This is a genomic window from Mesorhizobium sanjuanii (assembly GCF_002529485.1).
In the GTDB taxonomy this organism is placed as follows: Bacteria; Pseudomonadota; Alphaproteobacteria; order Rhizobiales; family Rhizobiaceae; genus Mesorhizobium; species Mesorhizobium sanjuanii.
On sequence record NZ_NWQG01000095.1, the window covers coordinates 1 to 16,846 of the forward strand.

The 16,846-nt window shown below is 59.8% G+C and carries 14 protein-coding genes; 13 read left to right on the forward strand and 1 reads right to left on the reverse strand.

Annotated elements, in window-relative coordinates:
- Positions 1–712: 712 nt before the first annotated feature.
- From CN311_RS15920 to CN311_RS15970, 13 genes are all read left to right on the forward strand, one after another.
- Entirely contained in the window at positions 713–1,678 is a 966-nt protein-coding gene (locus tag CN311_RS15920) for a hypothetical protein (RefSeq protein WP_133117187.1), read from the forward strand.
- Positions 1,675–2,814 (forward strand): DGQHR domain-containing protein DpdB, encoded by a 1,140-nt coding sequence (gene dbpB, locus CN311_RS15925; protein WP_097574730.1) that lies wholly within the window; start codon positions 1,675–1,677, stop codon positions 2,812–2,814. Before CN311_RS15920 ends, dbpB (CN311_RS15925) begins: the two co-directional genes overlap by 4 nt.
- Positions 2,814–4,103, forward strand: coding sequence for a tRNA-guanine transglycosylase DpdA (gene dpdA, locus CN311_RS15930; RefSeq protein ID WP_097574731.1), 1,290 nt, complete (start codon positions 2,814–2,816; stop codon positions 4,101–4,103). Before dbpB (CN311_RS15925) ends, dpdA begins: the two co-directional genes overlap by 1 nt.
- Positions 4,100–5,188, forward strand: coding sequence for a DGQHR domain-containing protein DpdB (dbpB, locus tag CN311_RS15935; RefSeq protein WP_097574732.1), 1,089 nt, complete (start codon positions 4,100–4,102; stop codon positions 5,186–5,188). The genes dpdA and dbpB (CN311_RS15935) overlap by 4 nt, the downstream gene beginning before the upstream one ends.
- Before the next feature lie 6 nt (positions 5,189–5,194).
- Entirely contained in the window at positions 5,195–5,830 is a 636-nt protein-coding gene (gene queE / locus CN311_RS15940) for a 7-carboxy-7-deazaguanine synthase (protein ID WP_097574733.1), read from the forward strand.
- The gene (gene queD, locus CN311_RS15945) at positions 5,827–6,180 is read left to right on the forward strand and encodes a 6-carboxytetrahydropterin synthase QueD (RefSeq protein WP_097574734.1); all 354 of its coding nucleotides are present in this window, start codon (positions 5,827–5,829) and stop codon (positions 6,178–6,180) included. The genes queE and queD overlap by 4 nt, the downstream gene beginning before the upstream one ends.
- Before the next feature lie 10 nt (positions 6,181–6,190).
- Positions 6,191–6,898 carry a 7-cyano-7-deazaguanine synthase QueC gene (gene queC / locus CN311_RS15950; protein WP_097574735.1) on the forward strand — a complete coding sequence of 236 codons (708 nt, stop codon included), beginning with the start codon at positions 6,191–6,193 and terminating at the stop codon, positions 6,896–6,898.
- Between the two features lie 131 nt (positions 6,899–7,029).
- Positions 7,030–7,188 (forward strand): hypothetical protein, encoded by a 159-nt coding sequence (locus CN311_RS32590; RefSeq protein WP_165779720.1) that lies wholly within the window; start codon positions 7,030–7,032, stop codon positions 7,186–7,188.
- Positions 7,189–7,334: 146 nt separating this feature from the next.
- Entirely contained in the window at positions 7,335–7,574 is a 240-nt protein-coding gene (locus tag CN311_RS32255; protein ID WP_133117188.1) for a hypothetical protein, read from the forward strand.
- A gap of 41 nt (positions 7,575–7,615) precedes the next feature.
- Positions 7,616–10,162 (forward strand): DEAD/DEAH box helicase, encoded by a 2,547-nt coding sequence (locus CN311_RS15955; protein WP_245440843.1) that lies wholly within the window; start codon positions 7,616–7,618, stop codon positions 10,160–10,162.
- A 47-nt stretch (positions 10,163–10,209) separates the two neighbouring features.
- Positions 10,210–11,052 (forward strand): hypothetical protein, encoded by an 843-nt coding sequence (locus CN311_RS15960; RefSeq protein WP_133117190.1) that lies wholly within the window; start codon positions 10,210–10,212, stop codon positions 11,050–11,052.
- Positions 11,052–14,339 carry a hypothetical protein gene (locus CN311_RS15965; RefSeq protein ID WP_097574738.1) on the forward strand — a complete coding sequence of 1,096 codons (3,288 nt, stop codon included), beginning with the start codon at positions 11,052–11,054 and terminating at the stop codon, positions 14,337–14,339. Before CN311_RS15960 ends, CN311_RS15965 begins: the two co-directional genes overlap by 1 nt.
- Positions 14,339–15,034 (forward strand): hypothetical protein, encoded by a 696-nt coding sequence (locus CN311_RS15970; protein ID WP_097574739.1) that lies wholly within the window; start codon positions 14,339–14,341, stop codon positions 15,032–15,034. The genes CN311_RS15965 and CN311_RS15970 overlap by 1 nt, the downstream gene beginning before the upstream one ends.
- Positions 15,035–15,045: 11 nt before the next feature.
- On the opposite strand, the gene CN311_RS15975 is transcribed toward CN311_RS15970, so the two are convergent.
- On the reverse strand, positions 15,046–16,846 hold a 1,801-nt coding region (locus tag CN311_RS15975), incomplete at its 5' end, for a hypothetical protein (protein ID WP_208866507.1).

Here is a 16,846-nt window from a genome sequence, read left to right on the forward strand (position 1 = left end):
CTCCGCCACAAAATTAAACAACGGTTTGAATTTTCAATATATTTGCGTTGCTCGCTAGGCGAAGCCCACATTTTACCCCACATTCGTTACTGGCTTCTAGCGGGCTTTCTTGGACCGGTTAGACCCCGATTAGTCTTCACGGAGCGAAAGCGAGACGGCGCATCCGCCTGGCGAAAAATCGACCAGGAGGGCCGTTTCCATTCCTCAAGGGTGAAGTGGACATCCGTAAGATGCAGCTTCGATGCAACCGGCACAAAAATGTAGAGTAAATTCTACCACCTGACGAAGCGGTTCGGGCTGGACGATCTGCCTGAAGACTCCGCTGCGCCTTCGCAATTTTACTCCTCCATGAGCCCGGAATAGATTCAGGACAGTCAGACCTACAGTCATTCTCGGCTTGGGCATCGACCTAATCCGGTTGTCGGGCGTTCATACGAGTTTCGGCAGTGCGGACGTTGCAGTCAGAAAACGTTTGCCATTCGCCTTCCAGAACCGCGCAAAAGCGGCAATAAATGCAGTCATTCACAACAAAGTTTTGGCAAACGCTTCCATTTATCGGGCTCCCGATTGCCAAATCACTCGGTTTGCCGTAGCTAATGGGCTGACACTGTGCAAGCGTACACAGCTTGTAGAAAAAGCCGCCAACCCCACCAGATATAGATTCTAAGGCGGCACTATTACGCGATCGGGCTATTTTGAGGCGCAGTTATCGATGACCCCGGCAGCAGTTACTCGAACTCTGGGACACGCAACGCTCAAGCCGGTTGCTGTTGTTGTGACTATCTGCACCCATCGAAAAATGGCGCGAGCGCCGTTCGCGGCGACGGCAGTTTCTTTGCCCATGGGTTCACAGGAGGTGATTCAAACTGCTTGGAACACGAAGACGCGGGCGCTACCGCTCGCGGCCTCCGCCGGCGCACTCTATGCTGGTCGAGGGTTTGCGCTCGCGACCCAGGCCGCAAATATCGCCGATGCCAAGCTTTACGTCCTTTCTGCCGGGTTGGGCCTAGTGGATATAAATCGGCAAGTCCCACTCTATGGGCTCACTGTGTCCGGGGGGCACGCTGAGTCCGTCGCGGCCCGGGTAACGGATGAGTTCGATGCCGGAGCCTGGTTTGCCAGCCTTATGTCAGGTGCGTATTCGGATCAGTGGGGCGATGCATTCGGCCAAGGTTCTGGGCGAGTGCTCATCGCACTTACCCGTCCATATGCCGAGATGGTAGGCAAGAGCTTGAATGAACTGGGACCTCAAGCCTTGGCGCGGCTGCGTATCTTCGGCGCATCTCTTGCATCGGCCTTACCAGTTACACTCGCCCAATCGGTTGCGCCCTACGACGATCGGTTGGACGCGATCCTTCCAGGTACCCGGGCCGACTTTTCTCAACGGGCCATGCTTCACTTTGTTCGGTTGGTGGCGACCAAACGTGACGCATATGACCGAGATGCCGACTACGCAGCCGTAGAGGCTGCCATTGGAGGAGTGGCGGCCCCTGACCGCCCACGCCGCCCACGCCGCAATGACGCGGAGATCGTTCAGCTAATTTTGGCGCGCCTTCAGACGCAATCAGGCATTGCACGAATCCTCCGCGCGCTTCGGGATGAAGAGGGTGTTGCGTGCGAGCAATCGCGCTTTAGTCGTCTCTACCGAGTCGCAGTCGAGCAAAGGGAAGTTGCATGACGCGTCCGCGAAAAAACAACGAGGCAATGCTCGCTGTTCGCGCCGTTCGCACCGAACAGGCCGACAAAGCTGTCTATGCTTTCTTTGTCGCCGGAGCCGACCTTCTCAAATTTGCGGAGATCAGCCGCGTTCACCGGGACGGCGAAGGGTCTTTGCAGGGATTTCAGCGCAAAGGCATCAAGAGCCACGTCCAAGCGATCACCGAGTTTCTCGATCAGGGGCCCGTACTCTTCCCGAACGCCATTATTCTGGCGCTCTCACCGCGCGCGCGTTTCACCCAGACGCGGGGCGAAAAGCCCGGCGGCGACGTAAGGTCGTGTGAGGCGGGAACATTGCGAATACCACTTCCGAACGACGGCCCTAAGGCCGCTTGGATTGTCGATGGCCAACAGCGTTCGATTGCCCTGTCTCAAGCTCAGAACAAGAGCTTTCCAGTTCCTGTCGTGGCCTTTGTGTCGGAGGAACTGTCTGTCCATCGCGAACAGTTCATCTTGGTCAACAAGGCCAAACCGCTCGATCCTCGGCTAATCAACGAACTGCTTCCAGAAGTGGACACAACCTTTCCGCGTGACTTGTCATCTCGGAAAATCCCTAGCGAACTCGTCAATCTCCTTCAAACTTCTTCTGATTCTCCATTCCAAGGTCTTATCAAAAGGCTTTCTGAAGACTCCGCGGCGGCCGTCATCACCGACTCGGCGTTGACCAAGGCGATTCGTAACAGCATCAACAGTGCTCTTGGCTCTCTCGCGCCGTACAAGGCGACTGCTGAGTATCCCGCCGATGTCGATGCAATGTACCGCATTCTTATCGCTTACTGGACAGCTGTGCGCCGCGTCTTTCCTGAAGCGTGGGGTCGTCCAGCGACCGAAAGCCGACTTATGCATTCAGCCGGCATCGAGGCGATGAGCCTTTTGATGGATCGCATAATGTCGCGCGCTGCTCCTGGTACGGACCTGCTGCTCCACGCGACCGAGTCGCTGACGCGCATCGCTCCATACTGTCGTTGGACAAACGGCCGGTGGGCGGAGTTGCAGCGCGACTGGAATGAAATTCAGAATGTTGGACGAGACATCAAGCTGTTGTCTGGGCATCTAGCGCGCCTTGACCATATGCATGCCTTTGCAAAGGTCGCGTGATGCAATTCGTCTTCGCTGACAGCGTCGATACGATCGATCCAGAGTATGATTTTGTTGCTGATCGCAACGGCGCGGGCCGATCGGTTCACCGCGATGACCAGTACCCCCACGAGTTCCTCGAACAGGCACCGTATGACGGTATCCTTGTTTCCCGCGGCATCGTAGGCGACGCACGGCAGCCAGGAAAATATTCGGAAGCCCAGTTGATGCGTTTTCGTCGCGAGGGTGCCCGACGATTCCTGCGCTATCCACTCGATCGATTTCCAGGAAGTTTGATGATGGGCGACTGCGGCGCCTTTACGTACCGGAATCTGCCGGAGCCGCCATATAGTGCCGATGACACTGCGGAATTTTATGCTGACGGCGGCTTCACACACGGCTGCTCGCCTGATCACCTTATCTTCGACTTTGACGACGTGGGGGTGACGCGGGAGTTCGACGATGTGCCAGATGATGTGCGTCGTCGCTACGAAATCACTCTTCAGAATGCGACCGAGTTTTACCAATCGGCCAAGGGAGTAGGCCCAGGTTTCACGCCGATGGGAGTCATACAAGGTTGGTCGGCTGAGAGTATGGCGCAGGCTGCCCGCAACCTGGCCAGCATGGGATACGACTATTTAGCGATCGGTGGCACCGTGCCGTTAAGGATCGATCAGATTCGCCGAGTGTTACAAGCTCTGCGTGATGCTCTCCCCGATCGGGTTCGACTGCATCTTCTCGGTTTCGGGAAAATCGAGGAACTGGCTGTACTGGAACAGTACCGCGTAACCAGTTTCGATACGACGTCACCGCTCTTGCGCGCCTTCAAGGATGCCCGGAAGAATTACTGGGCGCGGACGCCCGACGGCGACCTCTCATACTACACCGCAATTCGTATTCCACAGGCGACCCAGAACAACAAGCTCAAACATAAGGCGCTGGAAGGCAGCCTCAACCAGGAGGATGCGAGGCGTCTTGAAGACGCCGCACTTCGCGGCGTGCGCGCATACGCCGACGGCGGCGCGACCCTGGACCAAAGCCTTGATGCCGTGATGGATTATTGGGCCGCCCTGAATTGGCATGAGGAGGCGTCAACCAGTCGTCGTGCCGACGCAGCAACCCGACAGCGCAAGGTCTACGCCCACACCCTTGGCGATCGGCCCTGGGAGAGATGTAGCTGCCGAGTTTGCCGGGAGAGCGGCGTGGAGGCCGTGATCTTCCGTACCTCAAATCGCAACAAGCGACGCGGCATCCACAACCTCCACGTCTTTCACACCCACTTGAGCGAATTCCGACGGGAGAGCGTATGAACAAGCAACATTTTCTTCGGTTTGATGCGCTCGCGCCGGTTCAGAGCGAGAAACTGACGGTCTTCACCTTCGTTGCAAATGCGGCGGAAGTCGCACGCATCGCTCGAATCGAGCGGGCGGGTCGTGATGATGGCGGGGCGCTCCAAGGTTTTCAGCGGCCGCAGATCGCGGGGCACATTCGCGAAATCCGTGATTATCTCGAAAAGCCGAACTCAATCTTGCCCAATGCTATCGTGGTCGCCTTCATGGGGCACGCTTGGTTAGAGCCGGCGACGAATCCGGAAAGTCGCCTCTGCCGACTGGTCATAGATACGTCCAATGGCCCGCCCGGTTGGATCGTTGATGGACAACAGCGTTTTACGGCGCTTTCGGAACTGCGAGGCCGCGACTTCGAAGTGCTCGTGTCGGGTTTCCTGTGTGAGACAGAGGAGGAACTGCAAAAACAGTTCATCCTTGTGAATAACACCCGTCCGCTGCCAAAGGCGCTGGTGTACGAATTGCTCCCAAAGGTGGGAGATCTGCCGCACCGCATGTCAAGTCGATCGCAAGCGGCTTTGGCTACAGAGGCGCTTAACTACCGCAAGGGATCGTCCCTGAGGGGCTTGATCAAACAACAGACAAACCCAAAGGGAGTCATCCGAGACACAGTTCTGCAGCGAGTAATCATGAATTCTCTAAGTGACGGAGCGCTGCGCCTTTATGCGGGTGAAGATGAGCTTTTGCTCGATCGGGGCGTCACGATGATGAGCGAGTTTTATCATGCAGTGCAACACGTCTTTGCAGATGATTGGGCCGGCAAGACGCCTAAGACCTCTCGGTTGATTCATGGCACGGGCATTATCGCGCTTGGATATGTCATGGACTTTCTCAACAGCGTTACGGGTGCTGCCACACGCGACGAATTTGCCAGTGGCTTGCGGCTGCTAAAGGGTAGGACCGCTTGGAGCGGGGGCGAGTGGGAGTTCGGCGCTGAGCGCCGACGTTGGAACGGACTTCAGAACGTTCCCTCCGATGTCCGCCAATTATCACTTCACTTAGTCCAGGTCCTCAAGCGGCGCCTGGCCGAATCCGAACGGGCAGCGTGAAAAGCCATGAGTTACGCAGTTAAAGAAATATTTTATACCCTCCAAGGTGAGGGCCGCCAGGCCGGACGAGCGGCCGTTTTTTGCCGTTTCGCCGGATGCAATCTTTGGTCCGGCAGGGAGGCCGATCGCCTGAAGGCCGTGTGCCAGTTTTGCGACACGGATTTTGTGGGCACGGATGGCGACAGCGGCGGTCGCTTTGCAACTTGCGATGACCTAGCTAGGGCCGTCGAGGCGAAATGGTCCCCCTCGCTAGCCCAGCGCAGGTTCGTCGTACTGACAGGCGGCGAACCGCTGCTCCAAATCGACCCGCCTCTTATCGACGCCCTGCATGACAAGGGGTTCGAGATCGCCGTCGAAACCAACGGTACGCTCACGCCACCCCCAGGGATAGACTGGGTTTGCGTTAGTCCAAAGTCAGGCACTGAAATCGCGATTAAAACCGGAAACGAACTCAAGTTGGTATTTCCGCAGGTGGGCGCAGAACCGCAGCGCTTTGAAGCACTGGCCTTCGATCATTTTCTGCTCCAGCCAATGGATGGGCCTGATCGCGCATCGAATACGCAGGACGCAGTCGCCTACTGCCTTGCGAACCCTCGTTGGCAACTCAGCCTTCAAACCCACAAGCAACTTGGAATCAGATGAAAATAACTCAGGCATTCACCTTCGAGGCCGCCCACAGGTTGCCCCATGTGCCGTTGACGCACCGCTGTCACCGTATGCACGGCCATTCCTATCGAATCGAACTCCGCCTCGAGGGGCCTGTCGACGCTCATACCGGCTTCGTCGTAGACTTTTTCGACGTGGAGGCGGCGTTTAATCCATTGCTCCTTCAACTCGACCATTATTGTCTCAACGACGTCGAAGGCTTGGAAAACCCCACTGCCGAAAACATTGCAATTTGGATCTGGAACCGCATCAAGCCTGCGGTTCCGCAGACGTCTGCGGTTGTCGTCTACGAGACGCCTGATTGCTGGGCTGAATACGAAGGGTGAAGAGGACATCATGGAAGACTCCAAAGCAATCGTCCTGTTTTCTGGTGGGCAGGATTCAACCGCGTGTCTTGCCTGGGCGCTTGAGCGGTTCGCACACGTCGAGACGATCGGATTCGACTATCGCCAACGCCATCGCGTCGAACTTGATGTTCGCCCGCAAGTGCTCGCAGCGATTCGCCAGGAATTTCCGCATTGGGACGGCAAGCTCGGCGAGGATCGTGTCATCGATATCGCGGTCCTAGGTCAAGTCAGCGACACTGCCCTCACGCAGGATGTTGAAATCGCGATGCTTGCCAATGGTCTTCCCAACACTTTCGTGCCGGGCCGGAATCTCCTTTTTATGATCTTTGCGGCTGCCGTCGCCTATCGTCGCGGCGCACAGCATATCGTTACTGGCGTATGCGAAACCGATTACTCTGGTTATCCTGATTGCCGCGACGACACGATGAAGGCCATGCAACTGGCCCTGAATCTGGGCATGGACCAACGCTTTGTCGTTCACACGCCGCTCATGTGGATTGACAAGGCCGAGACCTGGCTCATGGCTCATAATCTTGGGGGCAAGGCGCTTGTAGACCTCATTCTCGACAAGACGCATACCTGCTACCACGGCAACAGGACAGAACATCACGAATGGGGGTGGGGATGCGGGAACTGTCCTTCTTGTGAACTACGCGCCAATGGTTATTTCAAATTCAAAAGTGAGTTCGTAGCCTAGTGCTCCCAGACTACTACTTGGCAGCTGCAATCGGCAAACAGGATGATCAGGACTCTTTTGGCTAGTCTGATGAAAGGCGGCAGACGCCAAGCCGCTGAGGTTGCCACGGAAAAACTGCAAATATTCTAGAGATGGACGGGCTCCCCGACGCATTGATGTGGGTGAAGGACGCGCCGCTGTTTGTCGACCCGACCAATCTGAGCCGCTTCTATGACGCCGTGGTGCGGTCCACCTTTAAAGCCACCCAAGATCGCACCCTCCAGGTATCGGCCGCAAACGCAAAGAACTGAGAGCGAGGTTTGGCGCTCAGTCAGGCTCCAGTTTGCCGAGTTGGCTGTCCGGGGTCTAATCCCGATGGTGACAGACCCCCGCAGGATCGGCGAGAAACTAAGGAACTTTAGAATGGCTCAGCGAAAATTTCGACCCGGACGTGGCCATGGCGACGATAGAAAGTGCCGCTGCCGAACAGAATAGCTGCGTCGATTGGATCGATTATCGCCTTTCCCTAAATGAGGAAAGACTTACAATGCACGTTCATGTCGAAGCTGGAGGGCGCTATTACACCGGAACCTTTGCCTGCCGGCTATCTCGCAGCTGCTATGGCCACGGTATGATGTTGATCGGCACCCTAAAGGATGGTCCCGATCTTAATGTGCTTGCGATCTACGAAAAATAGTCTTTTGCTGCGCTCAGGAGGGAAACTCAGCATTGGCCATAGTGAGCGTTCAAGCGGACCAAAAACTGGTAAACCCTTTCGCCGAACCGGACTGGCTGGAGGAGGGCAAGGAACGTTGCCGGTTGGCTCTCTCAGGTGCGCGGACAGCTAGCGATCGGCTGGCGCTGCTGCGTTCCTTTGCGCGGCTTTCTGGTGGTCGTCTTGACCTCGACCAGATCGGGCTCAGCCTCTCCTTGCAAGAGAAAGATCTACTGGCGCGATTCGGACTTTCGCTCGGAGCAAAAGCGCTGAGAATCGTCGACGAGCAAGACATTCGTGCCCCCTCTGGCTTCTGGAAGGCTGACGCAATCGACACGCAGCATAGGCGTGTGCAGTCTGAGCATCCGGCGGACGCGGTTCTGTTGCGTCACACGCCCTACCCATTCTATCGCACGGCGGCGCAGAAGGCGGGCCTGCGCGCACTGCTCACCATGCCTGATGGCGGCGCGTTGATGGTCTCGATGCCGACCGGATCGGGCAAGAGCCTTCTCTTCCAGCTTGATGCGCTCCGGAGCCGGGCAAGCGAACCAAACAGTTGCAGCGTTGTGATTACGCCGACCGTATCACTGGCACTCGACCATGCTCGCACGCTTTCCAAAATGCCAGGTCTCGAGCACAGCCAGGCGTTGATCGGCGATATGAAGGATCAACAACGGGATGAACTACTCAACGCCTTTCGGCGCGGCGAGATTCCTATCCTGATTATGTCGCCTGAATTCGCCTTCGGAGCCGCTAGGTCGGCGCTCATTGAGGCCGCAATGCCGGCGCACGCGAAGGCAACGAGCCTCAAGGCGAAATTGCGCTCCTTCGTGATCGACGAGGCGCATATCATCGAGAGTTGGGGCCGCGGTTTCCGGCCGGACTTCCAGAGACTGCCGGGCCTGCTGGCGGAACTGCGGCAGAGCAATCCGGCGCTCAACCTCTTGCTGTTGTCCGCGACTTTGCCGCAATCGGCGCGCCGGATCCTGCGTGGCGCCTACGCCTCGACGGGTCCATGGCTGGAAGTCGACGCGGCTACCGCACGCTACGAGTTCGATCTCGTTGTACAGTCATATGTCACCGCCGAAGAGCGGCAGGCGGCGCTGGATTTCGTCATCGACCGGGTGCCGCGGCCAATGATCCTCTATACAACGCTCGCCGCCGCGCGCGAGGGCGACGAGGCCGACAAGCGCCGCGATGAGCGCGTGTCGGCCGAGGATCTTCATCGCCGGCTGGTCAATCGCGGCTATGAGCGCATCGCTCTGTTTACGGGACAGGTGACCAGCACGCAGGCACGCCGCCGCATCGTCGACGACTGGGCCGACGAAAAGATCGACATCGTGGTTGCGACCTCTGCGTTCGGCATGGGAATAGACAAGGCCAATGTGCGCTCAGTCGTCCACGCCTGCCTGCCGGAGGGCCCGTCGCGGTGGTATCAGGAGATCGGACGCGCAGCCCGCGACGGTCACCAGGGACTGGCGGTCTGCCTATTCACGCGCCATGTGTGGAAAGTCCACTCCGACGTCAGTACCGCCTATTCGCAGGCGCTCGGCTCCTGGCTGACGCGCGAGCTTGCGGAGCCGCGCTGGCAGGCGCTGCTGCAAAGCCGTTCGCAACCACGCTGGGAAGCCGGTCGGCAACGCATGCGGCTCGACCTCGATGCCGAACACGAGGGCATCAAGCGCACCCGCTGGCGTAAGAGCTATAACCGAGAGTGGAACATGGCCCTCATCAATCTGATGCAGCGCGCCGGCGTCCTTGAAGTACTCTCGGTAGATACACAAAAGGACGATGGGGCGGTCTGGGATGTCGAGATCAAGGAACCCGGGCTGCTCGAGCCGGACAGCGTTACCTTGTGGGACCGCATCTTCACGCTTCGCAACGCGGAGCGGGCCGTCGCAAAATCCGAGCTCGATGCATTTGTCGGGATCATGAGCAAGGCCGTGGATCACTGCCTCATCAGCGATGTCTTCGCAATGATCGAGCACGAGGCCGGCTCCGACGTTGCGCGCTGTGGCCGCTGCCCTGGATGCCGCGCGCACAGCGAGACGCCACCCCGAAGTATCCGTTGCATGGGCCTCGAGCGTGCTTGGCCCGGCGGGCCACGGACCGGCCCAATCTTGCTGCCGCTAGGTGCGACACTGGTCGTGCCGGCCGATCCGACCTATGAGAAGGGGCTCGAGCGACTGGTGCTGCGCCTGGCGTCAGTCGGCATCGAGCAGTTTGTTGTCCCCGACGCGCTGGCGCCGGAAGTCGCTCATACACTCGCCGGCTCGACGGAAAGGCTGGGGCTGGTGCTCAGTCATGGCGAATTGATTGGCGAGGCTCAGGTGGTGCTCGCCGGGTTCGCGACGGCGGTTCTGATGCCCAGCGAGGCAGCCCCGGCCGCGGCGCTGCTGCAGCGGTGCCTGCAATGGATTGCCGCCCGTCCCGCGCTTCCTCTGCTGGTCGTGGCGCGCCCCGAGCAGGAGATCAGGGAGAGGCGCCTCGACCAACTCGTCTCACGGCAGGCGCCATACGACGAAGCTGTGCTGGATAGCCTCAGCGCATCTGGAGGACTGGCCGCATGAGCCTCTTGTCATCAACGCAGGGAACGCCTGAGCGCGTCTGGTCGCTGGTGTCGCTGCTCGCCGACAGCGGCGGAGCGCTCGACCGCGCCGAGGCGGCAGGCTGGCTCAACCCAGGCTTCACGCGCGATAACCAGGAGGTGGCTGAGAAGCCCACCGCTTTCCAGCAGGTGGTTGGCGCGGCGTCCAGCCTTGGCGCCGTCGAGGCGGACGGATCGATGCTGCGGCTGAGCCCCGGCTGCGATGCAAGCACGAATGCCGCCTTCTCGGACTGGGTGCATGACCGATTGGCGACACTGGACAGCGCCGAGAAGGACGGAGTCGTGCTCGAAGCCTTTGCCTGGCTGGCCGCAAAATCCGATGCCGAGGGCAGCGTGGGGTGGATCAGCCAGTCAACCGCCGACGGCTTTGCCGACGCTGCCGAGCAGGCGCTGCCGGATGCGGCCGACGACGACGGCGACCGCCGCATCAATCGCACCAAGCTGCCAAGCTGGCGCCGCTGGCTGATTAGCCTCGGGCTCATCGTGTCGTTCCCAGGGGCGCTGCAATGGCATCCCCTGATCGACCGGCGCGTAGCGCGCGAGCTTACGCGCGCCGGCTTGAGGCAAAATGAAGAAATCCCGGCCGTCGCCTTTCTTTCGCTTCTGGCGAAGCGGCTGCCTTACCTCGATGGCGGCCCGATGTTCGTCGAGGCGACGCGGCGCATCAAGCATGCCGAGCGGCCGCGCCAGCTCTCTCCGATCCTCAGTGCCGCGCTGCGAAACTTGCATGATGACGGCGTGATTGAACTCAAACTGCTTGGGGATGCAGCAGACTTGATACGACTGTCCCAGGACACGCACCGGCTGCAGGCATTTTACGCAGTCGTAGCCAAATCACTGGACGTGGTGTGATGGAGCTACCCCTGAAGGCCTGCTGGAACGCGGAGGACGTCTCCAGGATCATCAGCAACGAGGCGCTGGAGGGTCACGAAGGCGTGTTCCTGGCGACCCATACGCCGATCGCGGGGTTCAGCGTTTCGGGCAGCCACGCCGGCGAAATCGAAGAGCCTACCGAGGAAGCGGTGCTCTGGACCCTTTCCGATCCTGGGCGTCGGCACGCCTTCTGTGTCGTCCAGGGCGAACCCGGTTCCGGCAAATCGCATTTGATCCGCTGGCTTTCGGTCAACTGGCTGGAGGGTCGCGACGTCAAGCTTCTGCTGCAGCGCGCCGACGGCAGCCTCGAAGGGGCGCTGCGACAATTGCGCGAGTGTCTGCCCGCCGAGTTCCAGGAACTGTTCGACAAGCTCGGCCGTCCGCAGAAGGCGACCGCGCAAGGCCGCGCTCGACAGTTACTCGGCAATCTGGCCAGTTCCGCCCATCCCGATCATTTCGATCCGCCTTTAGGGGATCAGGAATGGTGCAAAACCAATCGCCCGGACCAGTTGCTCAGCTATTTGCACCTCAGGGACAATTGGACCGGCCCGTCGCGCATTCTGCGCCTGATGGATGGTCGAGGAGCCGCCGATAGCGATTCTCGCAATTCACAATCGGCAAGTTTCAATCTCTTCGACATGGAGGAACTGGCGGATTGCTGTGCAGGTATCGCCAACAGCAGCGTCTCTCTTGGTGCAGAGCGGCTTGCGTTACGGCTGACGGGAGAAGCCGCGACGATCGAAGACCTAAAGAACGCGGGGTGGAGCGCCGAAGAGATCGAGCGGGAAAAGGCAACGGAACTGCCGGCCAGCATGGCGCTAATGAACGCTCTTAACCGGCGGCGCAACGACGCCGTGCAAAGCCTGATCGGCGTTTCGGCGGCGGGGTTGAAGAGCCTGTTCAGGCAAATCCGCGAGGTGCTGGCCGCGCGCGGGCAAAGGCTTGTGCTGCTGCTCGAGGACATCACCACCTGGGAGGGCTTCGACGATAGCCTGACCGATGTGCTCGTAACCAATGCCGAGACGCGCGGCGGGGATGGCGAGAGCGATATGTGTCCGCTGATCTCCGTGGTCGGGATCACGCCAAAATACCGCAAGGATCTGGCTGGCAATTATCTCGGCCGCATCACTCATGAGATCAGTCTCGGCCTGGCGCAGCATGAGGGAGACCTCCAGGATGTCGCCACGCTGCGGGACGAGGCAATGCGGCACAACTTTGTGGCTCGCTATCTTGCCGCGATCCGCACAGGCGACGCGGGTCTGAAGGCATGGCGCGAGAGAAGGCGCGAGGATCCCGACCTGCCGCCACCGAACCGCTGCGAAGCCTGCCCTGTTCAGGAGGGTTGCCACGCGGTGTTCGGCAAGATCGACGGCATCGGGCTGTTCCCTTTCACAGCCGACGCGTTCGGTCGATTCTACGACGCGCTCAACGAACGCGACAGCGGCATGACCTGGAAGACGCCCCGCGGCATCCTGCAGGCCGTGCTCAGCCCCAATCTGGCCCAACCGCAGGCGATCGAGACGGGCGCCTTTCCGACACCGTTGATGGAGAGCCACTCGCTGCGGCCAGAAACCCGCCTACTGTCGGCGCAGTTGAACCGCATGGTCGAGGTCGGGCTGGAAGGCAATCAGCGGGACCAGGCAAGGATGCGGCGCGTGCTGGCCTATTGGGGCGATCCCAACCGGGCGGATGTCACGCGCCTCGACAATGGACAGCGGGCTTTCGCGCGTGTGCCCGAGGGCGTGTTCACCGCTTTCCACCTGCCGTGGATCGGCAGCGACATGACGACCGTCAGGCAGGAGCCGCTGCGTGTCGTGCCTGTTGAACGCCCTACCGACGTGGTGCCCGAGCTAGTGCAGACGCCCGCGCAAGGCCAGGACCCTGTCACCCAGCGCGACCCGCCGAGAAGGCCGACTCAAGTCGAGCCGCCCCCGTCCAGGCGCAATGCGCCAAACCGCTCGATGCTGGAGCGGGCGCGCGACCAGGTGCGCGCCTGGAGAGAGAGCGGCGCGATCGAATCGCCAAAAGAAATGAACGACAGGCTTTACGAGATCGTTTGTGCCATCGACCCACGCCGTATCGGTCTCGATCCGCACAGCTTCAAACGGCTTTTCACCCAAGAACAGGTCAAGATCGAGGGAACTGGCCCTTCCCAACGCAGCTACTTCAGCGTCACCCGCGCGGATTGGGCGGTGGCTGGGCTTGAAGCCTACCTCGAACTATCGTTGAACAAGGCGATCGAGTCGGGCGCAGCGGCCTTTAACGGCCAGGCGCTCGCGTTGATGATGCGGCGCTTGGAGGCGCTGGCGCGGGACTACGCCGACCGCCGGCTGTCGCGGCTTAGCGACGGGTCGCGGTGGAGCCCGGTTGCTGCCTGTGTGCAGGTGCTGCTTGCCCGTGCGTGGCTACGCGGTACCGTTGCCGCCGACGCGCCTCCGAATGAGCAAATGCGCGCAATTTTGTCCGACGAGAAAGACGCAAAAAGCGATCCGATGGCGCGCTGTGAACCTTGGCAAAAATATCTCAACATCACGGACAGCAATAGATTGCACGCGAGTTTACGAGAGGGCCTGCGCGAGATGCTTGGCACACCGCAGGGCGACTCGAAAAACTTTGGTCTCGCCGACGTTTCGCTGGCGGCCGGCGCCATCCGGCGGCTTCGCGATACCTTGCGTTTTGACTTGTTGCCTGGAGACGCTATCGATACGGGCGTCAAGGAATTCGACAAAGTGCGGGAGATCATCGCGAGCTTCGAGGGAGGCTTGACCAGGATCGTCCGCGTTGAGAAAAGCATGATCATACAGCGCGCTCAAACCTTGCTCGTCAACCTTCGCGGCCGTTCAATCGAGGATCATCTCAGCCGTATCGACCAAGTCGTCGACGCTGTTTCAGCTCAACTGAGAAGTGCCGAAACCGCGCGAGTTGCGCAATGGAAACAGGAATACAATCGGATCAAACCGCGGCTCCTTGCCGGTGCACCCGCGAGCGTGGAGCAACTGCTGCTCGATGTGGAGGGTGACGCGCAAACAGCGGTCGACCACGCAGCCACGATCGCCTGGCTTGCGCGCGCGCCGGCGCGCGACTTGGAGGAACTGCGCCTACTTTCACAGACCGGCGAGGATATCATCGAAAAATTGCTCATTCATGTGCGCGAATGCGTCGCGGAAGGCGCGGGTAAATTATCGCTCAGCAGCATCCACCAACTGGGTGTCAAACTAGCCACAGCGCTCAACCCATCTCACCGCAACAGTCCGGAGGTGGTGTGATGAGCGACACGCTTTTGGATCTGGAAGAACTCCTGCCGCAACTTGGCGAGGCAGTGAGGCAGCGCCTGCTTGGCGACACGCTCGACAGCGTCACCGAAAAGCTGCGGGACGCGGAGAGGCAGATCGATCGCCTGGAGGCCGTGCTTGAGCTTGCAGGAGAAACAGCATTTGTGTCGGATCCGGGGCAGGCGAAGGCTTTGCAAGACCTCCGCGGCGAGGCTAACAATCTGGCCAAGGAGCTCCAATGTGCCGAGACATCGGCAGACCTTCAGGACCTGCCGGGAAGCTACCAAGAATGCACGAAGTCGCTTGCCAATGTCGAGCGGCAGTTGCGTACGCATTGGCGCCGCCTCGCCGAGCAGGAATTTCGGCCGCTTATTTCCATCGGAACGCTACTGGAGCGTCTAGGGGTTGCGGTCGATCTCGGACACCGCCTCGTCGCCTGCGGCGAGGAGGCGGTGAATGTGAGAGACTCCATCGCCGCTGCTGAACTTAGAGATACAATCGTCGCGCTGAGAGCCCAGCGCTTGAACCTTGACCGCGAGCGCATCGCCGTCACCAGAGAGCCGGAGGTGGATGAGTTCTTAGCCGCGCTGGGCAACCAGCAGGCTACGTTGCGTCTGGTCACGCCACGGGTTCGGGAGTGGCTCGAAAAGAGCGGCACACTCGATCGTTTCGACGTGCGGCCTACCTGAGCAAGAGGCCTTCACCCCGTGCAGATGAAGCGGTGGAGGAGGCTGCGACTTGTGGAGGCCTCCATCAAGCTGTCTGACATCATATCGCTGGGCTGATGAACGCAAGCCGGGCAGCCATCGACACAGAGCCGTGCGTGGAGCCGGAAGATCTGCTCAGCCAGGCGCCCTTCCGCGCTAAGTGCTTCCTCCTGCACTGCACCTTCAATTCCACTATAGGCTTGCAACAGTCGACCGGTCGCTGACCCCGGTTCTGCCTTGGCAGCTTCCACCGCGGCGCTTGTCAACTCCCAGGCTGTCGGGGCACGGCCGAGTTGGGCCGCAAGACGCCCGTCAACAGCAGCCACCGCCATGGCAATGTCGTAGAGTGCGAATTGCTCGAATCCGATGTTCTCATGATCGAAGAGGATCCGCAAAGCCGCGGCAGGGATGGGATCGCCATGCGGTAGGCAGAGTTCTGCAGCGAGTGTACTCAGTGCGGCCTGATCGCTCGAGTCTATGGAACGCCAGGCACCGTGCTTCTCCGGTTGATTCAGCAACGAAGCCACAGCTAAGTCTTCTTGCGCGTTCGGGCATCCGCTGATGAATCCATCGGACCAATGACCCATGGATTTCTCGAAACTCTCGACAAATGCCCGGGTTGTGCCATCCCCGAACGCGCCTGCCTCGCAAATCGTGATCGTGGCATCGCTCGACTGCGAAAACTGGAGGGGCAGACGGACGTGCAAAACGACCTGGCGTTCGTCGCCACGTCCAACTTGAAGAAAGGACTCTTTCAGCCGATTGGCCAGCGCGTGCGTAACCGCGCTCTCCAAATAGAGCAAAAACCGGTCCGGTTGGCGGATCGCGGCAACAGCCGCTTGAAAGATTCGTTGGAAGGCTTGTCCCGAAAGGCTATCTGCTACGCGCTGCACGCGAGCAGCGCTTAGCAATGGATGGTGAGAGAGGAGCCGATTGCGTATATCCTCAAAGAGTTGCCTTAGATTGGCGCCGCTCCAGAAACGCATCAGGTGGTTCAAGCGTTTCTGCAAATCAGGATCGCCAGCGGCACTGGCCATCATTTCCGCGGCGCGCCGGGCATCAAACGTGTTGATCCCAGCGGCCTGTGCGCCCGACTCCAATAAGAATCGGAGCATCCGTGCCAGGTGCCATTGACGGCTTGGCCCATCGTCGGCCAATCGCGCAGCTTCCTCAGCGACGAACGCCTTTAAATGATTAGATTTGAGAACAAAACGGACGCCCTCCGTCTGCACATGATAACCGTGCAGCATCGGACGACCATCGTCGGGAGCCGTGAATATCTGCGAAAATACGGCGGACTGGTTTGGTGGACCTTCGAGGTTCAATTCGGCGTCGGCGCCCCAGTAGACGCGTGCCAAGGCGAGTCCGGTCTCCCGTCCACCCACACCATCGCCGAGGAATGCCTCCACGCGGTCCACCCACCTGCCGATATCTCCTGCGGGTAATACGCGAGCGCGAGGTAAGGATGCCTTGAGAATGGGAAATCCACGAAGAAATCCGCGCGCATCGTCCCGCACACGCTGCCGCTCGTGATCGTTTCCGTGAACGCGCTCGACCACAGGAGCGGCAGGATCGGGAACAGCCCAGTCAGACTGCCAGCCCGAGCCATGCCTGCGGCCAAGTGTTTCCAGCGTCATGCGACCAGGGCGGAAATAGTCCGGGGAGAGATTCCCAAGTAGCGAACGGGCATCGTCGGGCAGACGACTCAGCCAAGCTTCCGGATCGTCGCCAAACGGCCTCCGGCGCGCACCCTGGCTATAGTCGCCAGGGGCAAGCCATGGCCCTGCCCCATCC

Coding starts and splice junctions, on each gene's coding strand:
- CN311_RS15920 (WP_133117187.1), top strand. CDS start 713: ATGACCCCGGCAGCAGTTACTCGAACTCTGGGACACGCAACGCTCAAG.
- dbpB (WP_097574730.1), top strand. CDS start 1,675: ATGACGCGTCCGCGAAAAAACAACGAGGCAATGCTCGCTGTTCGCGCC.
- dpdA (WP_097574731.1), top strand. CDS start 2,814: ATGCAATTCGTCTTCGCTGACAGCGTCGATACGATCGATCCAGAGTAT.
- dbpB (WP_097574732.1), top strand. CDS start 4,100: ATGAACAAGCAACATTTTCTTCGGTTTGATGCGCTCGCGCCGGTTCAG.
- queE (WP_097574733.1), top strand. CDS start 5,195: ATGAGTTACGCAGTTAAAGAAATATTTTATACCCTCCAAGGTGAGGGC.
- queD (WP_097574734.1), top strand. CDS start 5,827: ATGAAAATAACTCAGGCATTCACCTTCGAGGCCGCCCACAGGTTGCCC.
- queC (WP_097574735.1), top strand. CDS start 6,191: ATGGAAGACTCCAAAGCAATCGTCCTGTTTTCTGGTGGGCAGGATTCA.
- CN311_RS32590 (WP_165779720.1), top strand. CDS start 7,030: ATGGACGGGCTCCCCGACGCATTGATGTGGGTGAAGGACGCGCCGCTG.
- CN311_RS32255 (WP_133117188.1), top strand. CDS start 7,335: ATGGCGACGATAGAAAGTGCCGCTGCCGAACAGAATAGCTGCGTCGAT.
- CN311_RS15965 (WP_097574738.1), top strand. CDS start 11,052: ATGGAGCTACCCCTGAAGGCCTGCTGGAACGCGGAGGACGTCTCCAGG.
- CN311_RS15970 (WP_097574739.1), top strand. CDS start 14,339: ATGAGCGACACGCTTTTGGATCTGGAAGAACTCCTGCCGCAACTTGGC.